The 13579-nt window shown below is 30.9% G+C and carries 12 protein-coding genes; 8 read left to right on the forward strand and 4 right to left on the reverse strand.

From position 1 onward, the window contains the following. Window positions 1-130: 130 nt before the first annotated feature. Window positions 131-1015, reverse strand: a complete 885-nt coding sequence (locus NAB20_RS05815) for an NAD kinase (RefSeq protein ID WP_088392103.1) — start codon at window positions 1013-1015, stop codon at window positions 131-133. A 64-nt stretch (window positions 1016-1079) separates the two neighbouring features. Next, window positions 1080-1739 (reverse strand): CBS domain-containing protein, encoded by a 660-nt coding sequence (locus NAB20_RS05820; protein WP_105195784.1) that lies wholly within the window; start codon window positions 1737-1739, stop codon window positions 1080-1082. Window positions 1740-1863: 124 nt separating this feature from the next. On the opposite strand from NAB20_RS05820, the gene NAB20_RS05825 reads away from it, so the two are divergent. The 7 genes from NAB20_RS05825 to clpX all read left to right on the forward strand — a co-directional run bounded on the left by NAB20_RS05825 (window position 1864) and on the right by clpX (window position 8150). Continuing rightward, the gene (locus NAB20_RS05825) at window positions 1864-2589 is read left to right on the forward strand and encodes a pyridoxine 5'-phosphate synthase (RefSeq protein WP_105195785.1); all 726 of its coding nucleotides are present in this window, start codon (window positions 1864-1866) and stop codon (window positions 2587-2589) included. Between the two features lie 92 nt (window positions 2590-2681). Further along, window positions 2682-3284 carry a GNAT family N-acetyltransferase gene (locus NAB20_RS05830; RefSeq protein WP_088392109.1) on the forward strand — a complete coding sequence of 201 codons (603 nt, stop codon included), beginning with the start codon at window positions 2682-2684 and terminating at the stop codon, window positions 3282-3284. A gap of 13 nt (window positions 3285-3297) precedes the next feature. Further along, window positions 3298-4095: an alpha/beta fold hydrolase gene (locus tag NAB20_RS05835; RefSeq protein ID WP_375605685.1), complete on the forward strand. Its 798-nt coding sequence runs from the start codon at window positions 3298-3300 to the stop codon at window positions 4093-4095. An 81-nt stretch (window positions 4096-4176) separates the two neighbouring features. Continuing rightward, window positions 4177-4515, forward strand: a complete 339-nt coding sequence (locus tag NAB20_RS05840) for a phage holin family protein (RefSeq protein ID WP_105195786.1) — start codon at window positions 4177-4179, stop codon at window positions 4513-4515. A gap of 95 nt (window positions 4516-4610) precedes the next feature. Beyond that, window positions 4611-5939 carry a trigger factor gene (tig, locus tag NAB20_RS05845; RefSeq protein WP_375605686.1) on the forward strand — a complete coding sequence of 443 codons (1329 nt, stop codon included), beginning with the start codon at window positions 4611-4613 and terminating at the stop codon, window positions 5937-5939. A gap of 259 nt (window positions 5940-6198) precedes the next feature. Continuing rightward, complete coding sequence (gene clpP / locus NAB20_RS05850; RefSeq protein ID WP_088392117.1) at window positions 6199-6855, forward strand: ATP-dependent Clp endopeptidase proteolytic subunit ClpP; 657 nt, start codon at window positions 6199-6201, stop codon at window positions 6853-6855. A gap of 65 nt (window positions 6856-6920) precedes the next feature. After that, window positions 6921-8150, forward strand: a complete 1230-nt coding sequence (gene clpX / locus NAB20_RS05855; RefSeq protein ID WP_105195787.1) for an ATP-dependent Clp protease ATP-binding subunit ClpX — start codon at window positions 6921-6923, stop codon at window positions 8148-8150. 175 nt (window positions 8151-8325) lie between these two features. On the opposite strand, the gene NAB20_RS05860 is transcribed toward clpX, so the two are convergent. After that, complete coding sequence (locus NAB20_RS05860) at window positions 8326-9837, reverse strand: GH3 auxin-responsive promoter family protein (protein ID WP_105195788.1); 1512 nt, start codon at window positions 9835-9837, stop codon at window positions 8326-8328. Between the two features lie 96 nt (window positions 9838-9933). Here NAB20_RS05860 and NAB20_RS05865 point away from each other — a divergent pair, with 96 nt between their 5' ends. Continuing rightward, window positions 9934-10728 (forward strand): DUF2797 domain-containing protein, encoded by a 795-nt coding sequence (locus tag NAB20_RS05865; protein WP_127823534.1) that lies wholly within the window; start codon window positions 9934-9936, stop codon window positions 10726-10728. A gap of 181 nt (window positions 10729-10909) precedes the next feature. Here NAB20_RS05865 and NAB20_RS05870 read toward each other — a convergent pair whose 3' ends face one another. Beyond that, the gene (locus tag NAB20_RS05870) at window positions 10910-13537 is read right to left on the reverse strand and encodes an AsmA-like C-terminal region-containing protein (protein ID WP_105195789.1); all 2628 of its coding nucleotides are present in this window, start codon (window positions 13535-13537) and stop codon (window positions 10910-10912) included. Window positions 13538-13579 lie beyond the last annotated feature (42 nt).

A 13579-nucleotide genomic window follows, 5' to 3' on the forward strand; every position in this document is an offset into this window, starting at 1 on the left:
TTTAAATTTAAACATTTACTTCAATCTTGATCATCAAAATAGTTGACTCTTTCTTCCTTTAAAAATTTTTCGTAAGATCGTATTTTTTTGAAAACTTTGTTTTATGAGGAAGTCAGTGCGGAATATGGGGTTAATTTCTTCTATCTTCTCCAAACAATAGTTTTTTTCGTAGTGTTTTTAAAAAAGTTTCTTCTGTGATTTCTACCATTTTAATTTTAAAAGGCGTTTTTTTTAGGGTTAATATACTTTCATTTTTAACGGAATTAATTCTTGAATCTAACGAAACTAAATAGTTTTCTTCTCTTCCTGTTACTTTTAATTTTAAGATTGTAGAGTCCGGGATGACCATTGGTCTCGCATTTAAATTGTGAGGGGCAATTGGTGTAATGACAAAGCTTTCTGTTTCAGGGGCTAAAATAGGACCTCCACAGCTTAAAGAATAACCTGTAGAACCAGTGGGAGTAGATATAATTAATCCATCAGCCCAATATGATGTTAAATATTCGTCATTAAGGTATGTTTCTATGGTTATCATAGAAGTAGTGTCTTTACGACTTACTGTAATTTCGTTCATCGCAAAATTTATATCTTCTAAAGTACTCAATTCAGGCGAACAAGTTACACTAATAAGTGTTCTTTCTGAAATAGTGTATTTTTTTTCTAGTACAAGTGTTAGGAATTTTTCAATATTTTCTTGTTGAACATTGGCTAAAAAACCTAGTCTGCCCGCATTTATTCCTAAAATAGGAATTCCAGAATCTCTAACGAATGTAGCTGCTCTAAGAAAAGTTCCGTCTCCTCCTACACTTAATACCATTTGATAAGAAGCATCTAAATCAGCATGTGTTTTAAAAGTTTTTACAGAATTTATGATAATTTGATTTTCTTGAAGAATTTTTAAAAAATTAGCTTCAATAGTAAAGGCTATCGCGTTTGCTTTTAGAAAATGGATTAACCTTTCTATTATGGGAGCAGTTGTGTTTTGGTAATATTGACCGTAGATGGCTACTTTCATGGTTTGTTACTATTGCGGTGAAATGACATTAATATTTGTATATTAGAAAATAGAGAATGAGTTTTTACATGTTTAGGTATTTGTCTAAATAGTCTGAACGTTCTTTTAGTATTTTTAAATGTTCATCTTCTTGATGTTCAGATATGATTTCGTAATCATAACGGCGGAACGTTTGAATAATTTGATTAAGGCTTCCTTCTCCTAATTTTAATGTAATTTGAATTTTTTCTGTGTCAGAATTAGAAATGAAAAGACCTAGTAATTTACCATTGTTGCCTTCTACTATTTGGGTAATTTGACTAAAGGAATAATCATTTATCCCTTTTTCTATAATTATAATGCCACCTAATTCGCGTAGGAAAGGGGTTTCGTTAAAAATGTGTATCACATCCTCTAATTCGTAATACCCTATGTATTGATTGTTTAAGTCTAGTACAGGTATGATGTTGGTCTCATTTTTAGCAAAATCATCTAATACATCTAATAATACAGAATTACTCCTAGTAAAGAAAGTTTCAAAAGTATAGCGATATTCTGCTAGACTTTTGCTAAAATCAAAACCGTTTACATCTTCTGCTGCTACATTGCCAACAAAAATACCATTTTCGGTTATAGGAAAATGTGAAAAAGGATAATCAGTAAAAAAATCTTGCGCAGTTGCAACCTCCTCATTAATATCTAACGGAGAAAAGTCTTGATTGATATAATCTATAAGTGTATTCATGAATTAAGAATATCGTTTAAACATGTTTTTGAGTTATTATTTAATTGCAAAATAATTAAAAAAATGTATAAGACCCGTGGGTAAGTTTGTATTTTTGTTTCGTTTTATTAAAATATAGTTTTAAATGATTCAAAACAACTGCAAACTGAGTGTCAATATAAACAAAATAGCTACGTTGCGTAATTCTAGAGGAGGAAATACGCCCAATGTGGTAGAAGCGGCTAAACGGATTCAGGAGTTTGGTGCGCAGGGTATAACGATACATCCACGTCCAGATGAACGACATATCCGTTATCAAGATGCACGCGATTTAAAAGAAGTCGTGTATACAGAATACAATATTGAAGGAAATCCACAACATAATTTTATTGATTTAGTTTTAGAATGCAAACCTACTCAGGTAACTTTAGTGCCTGATGCAATTGGTGCTTTGACATCGAATGCTGGTTGGAATACCGTTTTGCATCAAGCTTATTTGAAAGAAGTAGTTAAAGAATTTAAACAAAATGGTATTAGAACCTCTATTTTTGTTGATCCAATATTGGAAATGATAGAAGGTGCTAAAGAAACGGGAACCGACAGAATTGAATTGTATACAGAAAACTTTGCGCATCAGTATAGTTTAGGGAATAAAGATAGTATTTTGCCCTACGTAACATCGGCCAAGTTAGCCAATGAATTAGGATTAGGGATAAATGCGGGACATGATTTAAGTTTGGATAATATTGCATTTTTTAATCAAAATATTCCAGGATTGCTAGAAGTGTCTATTGGTCACGCTTTAATTTCTGAATCATTATATTTAGGTTTAGAAAATGTGGTAAATATGTATTTAAGAAAGCTAAAATGATCAAAATAATAATAAATTTAGTGTTTTTTAGATCTTTCAAAATAAATATTTAAAGTACAGATCAAGTTTGTTTTTTGCTAAATGCTGAAAAAATGAGTATAGATTTTACAAAAAAATACATCTTAGAAAATGATTTTGTGATTCTAAGACCTTTAGAAATGTTAGATAAAACGGTTCTAAAAAAATACGCTGTCAACGAACCTGAAATTTGGAAATACAATATTAATGGAGGGAATGGAGAAGAAAACTTTGAACGCTATTTTAATAATGCAATGCAACAGTTTGAAGAAAAGAAGGATTATCCATTTATTGTCTTCGATAAAAAATCCAATCAATATGCGGGAATGACAAGATTTTATGATATTTCAAATGAATTTAAGCGTTTAGATATAGGTTTTACATGGTATGGTAAAGCATTTCAAGGTACAGGGCTAAATAAAAATTGTAAGTATCTTCTTTTAGAATTAGCCTTTGACAATTTAAGAATGATTCGTGTGGGATTTGCTGCTAATAGTAAAAACGAAAGAAGTATTAATGCAATGAAAAGTATAGGGTGTAAAGAAGAAGGGGTATTGCGAAATTATAGTAAAGATGCTGATGGAAATATTATAGATGCTATTAAACTAAGCATACTAAAAGAAGAATGGGATGAGGATGTAAAATTTAATTTGAGAAAAAAAATACAAAATCTATAGAGGTGTTAAAAAAATGAAAACGATATTACATAGCAATATAATAAAACCAACTTCAAATATAAAAGGACAATTAGTAATAATTCATGGTTTTTTGGGAATGTCAGATAACTGGAAAACTTTAGCCGTTCAATATGCAGAGAAAGGTTTTGAAATACACGCTTTAGATATGCGTAATCATGGAAAAAGTTTTCATACTACCGATTGGGGCTATGATTTTATGGTGGAGGATGTTGTAAACTATTGTAGGCAAAATAATTTATCGACTATCTCAGTAATAGGGCACTCAATGGGAGGGAAGGTTGCTATGTTGTTAGCAACAGCTTATCCAGAATTAGTAGATAAGTTAATAGTTGCTGATATAGGACCTAAATACTATGCGCCACACCATCAAGTTATTTTGCAAGCTTTAAATGCTGTTGATTTTTCAGTACAACCATCTCGCGCAAATGTAGAAACAATAATTGCTCAGTATATAGCGGATCTTGGAACGAGACAGTTTTTATTGAAAAATCTATATTGGGTAGAGCCAGGGCAGTTGGGTTTCCGATTTAATTTAAAAGTATTTACAGACAAACCTTCCGTAATTGGTGAAGCACTACCATTTGAAAATCATTTTGATAAAAAAACATTATTTCTGCGAGGCGATAAGTCCGATTATGTTTTGGATGCTGATTTTGAAACTATTTACCATCATTTTCCAAATGCAGAAATACAAAACATAACCAATGCAGGACATTGGCTACATGCAGAAAATCCAAAAGATTTTTTAGAAAAAACGTTGGCTGTTTTGATAGGTTCCCCTTGGAACTAAAATACTGATTAACTTTGTAAAAAAAATAAAACTTTAATCACGAAAAATAACCCCTGAATTAATATCTTAAAATTATATAAAATGAAATTATTACAAAGATTGTTGATCTCAACGTTAATTGTTATGGTACTTTCTTATTTGATAGAAGGAGTAGTAGTTGATAAGATTACAACGGCCGTCGTTGTAGCCGTTGTATTAGGATTATTAAATACCTTTTTAAAACCTATATTGGTTTTCTTTACCTTGCCTATTACTGTTTTTACGTTAGGAATATTCTTGTTGATTATTAATGCTGTAATGGTTCTTTTGTGTAGCATATTAGTAGATGGATTAAAAGTTAAATCATTTGCTGCAGCCTTTATTTTTAGTATCTTTATGTCTGTTTCACAATGGGTTCTTTATAAGTTTATAAAAGACTAAAAATTAGTAAGTTGATTTTAATAAAATAAAATTTGTTGGGTGGTATAAATTATGTAATTTTGCCACCCAATTTTAGTACGTAAAAAACATATATAATGAATATTACAAAAACCAATATTGATGCGTTAAACGCAGTGGTAACTGTAGAAGTTGCAAAGAATGATTATGCTGAAAAGGTAGAGAAAGTTTTGCAGAACTACCGCAAAAATGCAAACATACCAGGTTTCCGTAAAGGTCAAGTACCTATGTCTTTAGTACAAAAACAATACGGTAAAGCAGTTTTAGCTGAAGAGGTAAATAAATTAATAGAAGAAAGTTTAAATAAATTTTTAGTAGAAGAAAAGTTAGATATTTTAGGTAATCCACTTCCTAAGTTTACAGAAGAGTTTAACTGGGATTCAGAAGATTTTAAATTTGAATTCGAATTGGGTTTAGCACCTGAATTTGATGTAAAATTAGAAGGATCTAAAGACTTAACATACTATAATATTATAGCTGATGACAAGTTGCTAGATGAGCAAGTTGTTAGAATTCAAAAGCAATTTGGAAAAATGTCTTCTAAGGAAGTAATAGCGCAAGAAGATGACATTCGTGGTACTTTTGTAAATGAAGAAAAAAACATCAACAAAGCAGCTCAAATTACGTTAGATATTTTTGAAAATAAAGAAGTTGCTGCATCTTTCATTGGTAAAAAAGCAGGAGATGTAGTAGCAGTTCCTACAAAAGGTTTGTTTAATGATGACCATAAACTAATGGATTACTTAGGGTTAGGTCATGATGATGTTCACGGTTTAGATATTACAGTAGACTTTAAAATTGAAGAAGTTACCACAACTGAGCCAGCTGAATTAAATCAAGAATTATTTGATAAATTATTTGGAGAAGGAAATGTAACTTCAGTTGAAGATCTAAAAACAAAAATAAAAGAAGACGCAGAAAAAACTTTTGCACAACAAGCAGATCAAAAGTTTTATAATGATGCAACAGAATACTTGATCAATAATCATCAAGTTGAATTGCCAGCGGAATTCTTAAAAAGATGGATTCAAACAGTTGGAGAAACCCCTTTAACAACTGAACAAGCAGAAGTTGAGTACGCTCGTTCTGAAAACGGATTGCGTTATCAGTTAATTGAAAGTAAAATTATTACGACTAATAATTTACAAGTAACTTTTGAAGATTTAAAAGAATATGCTAGTGATATCATCAAAAAACAAATGGCACAATTCGGACAGTTAGATCCTTCACAAGAAGATGTAGATAATATAGTAAGTCGTGTAATGACCAATCAAGATGAAGTTCGTCGTTTGTCAGAACAAGTAATGAGCGAAAGATTATTAAACGTATTTAAAGAAAAATTAAACGCATCGACTAAAGAAGTAACTTATGATGAATTCATCAAAGCTATGTATGGTGAAATCTAATACGTGAAAATTTAGATGTTTTTTCTTGAAATTTGTATTTTTAAAACAATAAAAATAAAGAATTTACTTTTGTAAACTTTTTAGATTTTCTTCAAGAAAAATCATAAAAAAATACGTAAGTTTGAGCGTCAAATATTTTATTTGACGCTTTTTTATTGACAAACTGTCATTAAAAATAAAAAGGTCTAAAAATTGCAATTCGTTTAACCTGTTTAAAGAATAATAACTTTAAACATTTAAACTTTTAAACTAATAATAAATGAATTACGGTAAAGAATTTAAAAAATATGCTACGAAGCACCATGGAGTAAATAGTATGTACTATGATAAAATAGTAGGTAGTATGACGCCTTATGTAATTGAAGAACGTCAATTAAATATTTCGCAATTAGATGTTTTTTCTCGTTTAATGATGGATCGAATCATTTTTATGGGAACAGGAGTTGACGATTACATGGCCAATATTATTCAAGCACAATTGTTGTTTTTAGAAAGTGTAGATGCTTCTAAAGATATTCAAATATATATTAACTCTCCAGGTGGAAGTGTATACGCAGGTTTAGGTATTTATGATACAATGCAGTTTGTAAAGCCAGATGTAGCAACTATTTGTACAGGTATGGCAGCATCTATGGGGGCAGTCCTTTTATGTGCAGGTGCAGAAGGAAAACGTTCTGCTTTACCTCATTCAAGAGTCATGATTCATCAGCCTTCTGGAGGAGCACAAGGAGTAGCAACCGATATGGAAATAAACTTAAAAGAAATGTTGAAATTGAAAGATGAATTGTATCAAATCATTTCGCATCACTCAAAACAACCTTTTGAAAAAGTATACAAAGATTCTGAACGTGACTATTGGATGAAAGCTGATGAAGCAAAAGAATACGGAATGATTGATGAAGTATTAAGAAGATAATTTTTTCGTCTAAAGTTTAAAATCAATTTTTTTAACCTTAAACTTTATGACATTTGACTTAAATAATGGCAAAAGAAATTTTAGAATGTTCCTTCTGCGGAAGGAGAAAACCCGAAACCAATTTACTAATTGCAGGTATTGATGCACATATATGTGATCATTGTATAGAGCAAGCACATGGGATTGTTTTAGAAGAATTAAAAACAACTGGCTTATCAAGAGAAACGGATTTAGTTTTACAAAAACCAAAAGAAATTAGAGCCTTTTTAGATAAATATGTTATAGGGCAAGAACAAACCAAAAAAGTTATTTCCGTTGCAGTATATAACCACTACAAACGTTTAATTCAGTTAGATCATGGAGATGATGTTGAAATTGAAAAATCAAACATTATTATGGTGGGACAAACAGGTACAGGAAAAACATTAGTAGCTAAAACAATTGCAAAAATGTTGGACGTACCACTTGCAATAGTAGATGCAACAGTATTAACCGAAGCCGGTTACGTAGGAGAAGATGTTGAAAGTATTTTAACCCGTTTGTTACAGGCTGCAGACTATGATGTTGCAAAAGCAGAACGCGGTATTGTATTTATAGATGAAATTGATAAAATTGCTCGTAAGAGTGATAATCCATCTATTACACGAGATGTTTCAGGAGAAGGAGTTCAGCAAGCTATGTTGAAGTTGTTAGAAGGAACCGTGGTTAATGTTCCTCCTAAAGGAGGACGTAAGCATCCTGATCAAAAATTTGTAGAAGTTAATACTAAGGATATCCTATTTATAGCGGGAGGTGCTTTTGATGGAGTAGAACGTATTATATCAAAAAGATTAAATCGTCAAGCAATGGGATTTGGTGCATCCAAAGAAACAGATAAGATAGATGAAACCAATTTATTACAATATATAATTCCAAAAGATATTAAAGATTTTGGATTAATACCCGAAATAATTGGTCGTCTACCCGTATTGACTCACATGGATCCTTTGGATAAAGCTACTTTACGTGCGATCTTAACAGAACCTAAGAATGCTCTTATTAAGCAATATACCAAGTTATTTGCTATGGATGATATAACGTTTAATATTACAGATGAAGCACTAGATTATATCGTAGATAAAGCATTAGAATACAAGTTAGGCGCACGTGGTTTACGTTCGTTATGCGAAGCCATTCTAACAGATGCTATGTATGAAATACCTAGTTCAGATGAAAAGCAATTAAACGTAGATAAAGAGTACGTAGAAATAACTCTTAATAAGAATTTACTTAAACGTTTAGAAATAGCTTCATAAAAAAATAAGCTGTCCAAAAAATAAACTTATAGCAAGAAAAGATGTAAGTTAAGTTTTTTGGACAGCCTTTTATGCAACTAATAAGTCTGTTGGATTAACAACTTTTAGATAATTTTTTTAAATGACTAGCCTTGTGAATTTTTACAAAATATCCAATGTTTTAATATTCTCGGGTTTATAACGTTTGTAAAAGACTATCTATGTATTCGCGAGAGTTTGATAAACGAGGAACTTTGTTCTGACCACCTAATTTTCCTTTTTCTTTTAGCCAATCATAAAATAGATTTTCACGTGCAATGTTTATCTTTAAAGGGTTTAGAGTCATATTGTTGTAGCGTTTAGCTTCATAATCAGAGTTTAATGATTGTATAGTTTTGTCTAAAATATGACTAAACTCCTCAATACATTTAGGTTGAGTTTTAAACTCAATAATCCATTCATGAGCTCCTTTTTCTTTTCCGTTCATAAAAATAGGAGCAACGGTATAATCTTTTACTTCACAATTGGTTAGTTGACATGTTTTGGCTAGTGCTTTATCTGTATTTTCAATCATTAATTCTTCTCCAAATACATTAATGTAATGTTTGGTTCGACCTGTAATACGAACTCTATAAGGAGATAAAGAAGTAAATCGAACAGTGTCTCCTATTAAATAACGCCATAAACCTGAATTAGTAGTAATTAAAATAGCATAGTTTTTATGAAGTTCTACATCTACTAAACGAACCGTTTTTTGATTAGGAGTGCCGTATGTATCCATTGGTATAAATTCATAAAAAATACCATAATCAAGCATTAGCAATAAATCGTTAGAATGATTAAGATCCTGAATGGCAAAAAAACCTTCAGAAGCATTGTATATTTCGTAATATTTAAAATTAGATTTTGGAAGTATTTTTTTGTACTGATCGCGATAAGGGTCAAAACTTACACCTCCGTGAAAATAAACTTCTAGGTTAGGCCAAATGTCAAATAAATTTGATTTACCCGTTTCCTCCATCAGTTTGTTAAGTAAGACCATCATCCAAGATGGAACACCAGCAAAACTAGTCACGTTTTCGCTCTTAGTTTCATTAACAATTGCTAGAAGTTTCGTTTCCCATTCACTCATTAAGGAGGTTCTGTTGGATGGTGTACTACTAAATTCAGCCCAAAAAGGCATATTGTCTATAAGAATAGCTGATAAGTCTCCAAAAAAAGTGTTATTATCCTCATATAATTGTTTACTACCTCCTAAACGAAGACTTTTTCCTTTAAAAAGCTGAGAGTCCTCATTGTTATTAAGGTACATGCAAAGTAAGTCCTTGCTGCCTTTATAATGACAATTTTCAAGAGCTTCATTACTTACAGGTATAAATTTACTTTTTGCGTTCGTTGTACCACTCGATTTTGCAAACCATTTAATAGGCTGATGCCAAAAAACATTTTGTTCTCCTTTACGTGTACGTTCAATTAAGGGTTCTAAATCCTCATAACATGAAACAGGAACTCTTTCTTGAAAAGTGTGATATGTTTTTATAGATTGGAAATCATAAGTTTTACCTATTACAGTGTTTTCTGATTGACGAATCAAATTTATCAGCAGTTCTTCTTGTACTTCATTTGGATATTTTAAAAAAAGTTCTATCTGATGAATACGTTGTTTTAAAACCCAAGAGGCAATAGAATGTATAATAGATAAAGGCATTATAATCGTGAATTTTGAATTTTGAATTTTGAATTATAACTTTACGCTAAAATAGAAAAAAAAAGATTATCTAATGTCTAAAATCAAAAATCTACTATGACTTTTCAAGGTGTTCTTACTAAAATGCAAACAGAGTTTGTTCGTCCTATTGAATATTATCTAGTTCTTGAAAACTCTTTTTTAAATCTTAATCAATTATTAGGTAAATCAATGACCTTTTTACATCTTGGTTACCAGTGTTTAGAGTGTGGGAAAGAAAAAAAAGTTTTTAGACAAGGTTTTTGTTATGATTGTTTTACGGCAAGTGCTTCAGCTGGAGATTGGATTATGAAACCTGAGTTGAGTAAAGCTCATTTAGATATAGAAGATCGAGATTTAGAATATGAAAAAAAAGTACAATTACAACCTCATATAGTCTATTTGGCTTTATCTAGTGAAGTAAAAGTAGGAGTAACAAGAAAATCACAGGTTCCTACTCGATGGATAGACCAAGGAGCTATAGAAGCTGTTCCTATTGTTGAAGTTCCTAATCGCTATTTAGCAGGAGTTACGGAAGTGGCGCTGAAAAAAATATACGCAGATAAAACAAACTGGCAACGTATGTTGAAAAACGAAGTGCCTAAAGTAGATTTAATGACTGAACGTAATAATTTACAGACCATATTGCCGCAAGAAGTACAAGAATATTATAAGCCTGTTGCAGAAGAATTATATAAATTTGAGTACCCTGTTTTAGAGTATCCTAAAAAAGTGGTGAGTTTAAATTTAGAAAAAACACCCCATTATACAGGTGTTTTAAAAGGAATTAAAGGACAATATCTGTTGTTTGAAGATAATACTGTTTTTAATGTTAGAACCTACGAAGGCTATGTAGTAAAGATTGACCTGTAATATATTTTTCAATTATATAGTATAAAAAAAAGAGACTGTTGGAAAGGAATAACTCTATGATTAATATTTCTCAAATTAAGAGAAGTCAGATGGTTAAATTATATGACTTCTCTCTTGGTTTGAAAATGACAATATAGAGATCTTTTCAATAGCCTCTTTCTTTTTTTTGAAAGATAAAATATTATTTTTTTCTACCAAAAAGCCCCTCTAAAACTTGGTTAGCAGTATTTTTGATAGCTTCTTTTTTAGGATCTTTAGTATTTGTAGAATCTTTTCCTTTTTTGTTACCTCCTAAAATACTGCCTAAGGCATCAACACCTTGGTTTAAATATTTATCTTTTTGTGATTTAGCAATTTGTAGGGCTAAGTTAGTACTTGCTTGTTTTAAGTCTGTAGTTACTTTTGGTGATTTGAAATTACCAGTCATCAATGCGCTAATAGGAACGCTTTCAATTTTTGAAGCTTCATTAGGACTTAGTTTGGCTAATAATTTATTAACATCACCTCCTAAATATTTTGCGGGTACATCTAACTTAATATTGTAATTCATATTTTGGTCAAAACCATGTGTACCTCCTACTTCTGCTACTATATCTTGGTATTTTATTTTAAAAGGCTTTACGACTACACGTCCTTTGTCAAATGCCAAATTAGCTTTAATGTCATTTAAATTGATTTTTTTGATATCTAAGAACTTTAATTGAGAACTCAGTGCAGTTAGCATTTGTGAATTATTAGCGTTTATTGAAGTTGAAAGTAATTGGCCTAGTAGGTCTCCTGTTAGGGTCTGAATGTTTGGTGTTAATTCAATAGGATCTAAATTACCGTTTAACTTGATAGTGGAGTTCAGTTTTCCTGTTATAGCACCAGCTATAGGAGCAATTGCCTTTAGTAAATTTAATTGAGTAAAAGATTGTCCTATATCAACCTTATCTAAATTTAAATTCATATTAAAGGTTGGAGTACTGCCTTTTGTAGATACAAGTCCGTTAAAACCTATAATACCATTAAAAAGATCTGTTCTAACGTTTTGCAAGGAAATCGCTTCGTTTTTAATCATCATCTTACCTGATACATTTTTGAGTGTCAAGTTGTCATATACGACTGTGTTTGCTTTGGCACTAATTGTACAATCAAGGAAAGCAGGTATTTTAACGGCTTCTTTTTTTGTCTTTTTAGTAGAAGAACTTTCTCCGTTACTAGAAGTGTTAGAACCCGTTTTGTTTGTTGAATTTGTTGGAGCAGGAGCCATGAAATCAGCAACATATAATTGGTTTGATCCCATATTAAAATTACCTTTTAAGGTCTGTTTTCTAAATAAAAAACCATAAAAATTTTCTAATATACCGCTTACTTTTAAATCTGAATTACCTGTCTTCATGTCCAATTGATTCAGTTTAATTTGGCTATTTGTAAAGTTTACTTCAGCTAGTTTTATTTGTACAGGTTTAGCCATTTCAGGGCCTGTATAGTTAAAACCAGTTAAATGTAGAGTACCTGCATTTTTGATTTTTTCATACTCCTTTTTTTCAACAGCTTGCATATTGAAATCTGTTGTTACATTTGCTTTCAAAATTCCAGAAAGCGGTTTGTCTATTTTTATAGGATATGCTTTTGTAAAATTGCCAAGATTAATAGTTCCTTTTAAAGCGGCGTTAACCTGTGGGGTGGTTGCTACATTTTTTATAGAAGCTTTGGCATTAAAAACGTCTTGATCTATCTGAAAAGATAATTGGTCTAGATTTACATACGTATCACTTAAAGCGCCACTATCGTTAATTATTTTAGTATCAATTATGATATTTCGTACTGATTTTGGGAGTTGAGGATACTGGAATGAAGCATTGTTAGATGCTATAGCAATATTAAAAGTAGGGATTATATTTTCTTTTAATTTTCCTTTAACTTTTCCATTTATTGTAAAATCGCCAGATGTTTTTACTGTTTCTAGATTGCCTGCATATTGTGCAGGTACAAGGCCTAAGAAATTCTTGAAAGAAGAGGTGGGGGTTTTAAAAGTTAAGTCATAAAGTTGTTCTTCAGGAAGCATTTGTATAAAACCATTGAACTCAAGAGGAAGTTCATTTATTTTAGCTTTATTTTCCTTAAAGGTATACTTGTTAGCAGATAAGTCTATTCCTAAAACAGCATCTAAGGTAATAACTACATTGTTCATGTAGTTCATTTTATCCATGTCAAGAGACACTTTGGCGATAGATTGTGTTTCTAAATCTAATTTTTGAGAGCCAAAATCCCCTTTTCCATTATGATGTATACTGTCTAAAACCATTTTGATTTTAGAACGCTCATCATAGAATTTAAAACGGAAGTTTTCAACAGCATAGTTTTGGATATTCATTGAAAAAGGTTCCTTTTTTTCGTTACTAGTACTAGGCTCGTTCGTTTTTTTTGCAATATCAAAATTTCCTTTACCTTCTTTATTAAAAAGGATATTTGCTAATCCATTTTTAATGCTAATGGCTTCTAGTGACATAGGTTCTTTTTTGTCCTTCCAAAGTTCCGTTACAGACATTTTAAGGTTTAATTCGTCAAAGGCAACGAGGGTGTCACCTTCAAAAGGAGCATGGTTAATTATAATGAATTTTTCTAAGGAAATAGTAGCTTTAGGGAAACTTTTGAATAAACTTATATCGGCATCTGCAAAGGCAACTTTTGCATTTAGATTTTCATTAATGGTTTCTTGAATTTTGTTTTTTATTGTATCTTTAAAAAATAATGGAATGCAGGCTAAACCCCCTATTATAATAAAGAGAGAGGCTCCAATACCTATAAAAATTTTCTTTTTCATTTTGTAATCTTTTTGAAATTTTATCTTGTAAAACTTTTTAGT

Origin of the sequence: Flavobacterium davisii (assembly GCF_042182265.1) — a bacterium.
GTDB lineage: Bacteria > Bacteroidota > Bacteroidia > Flavobacteriales > Flavobacteriaceae > Flavobacterium > Flavobacterium davisii.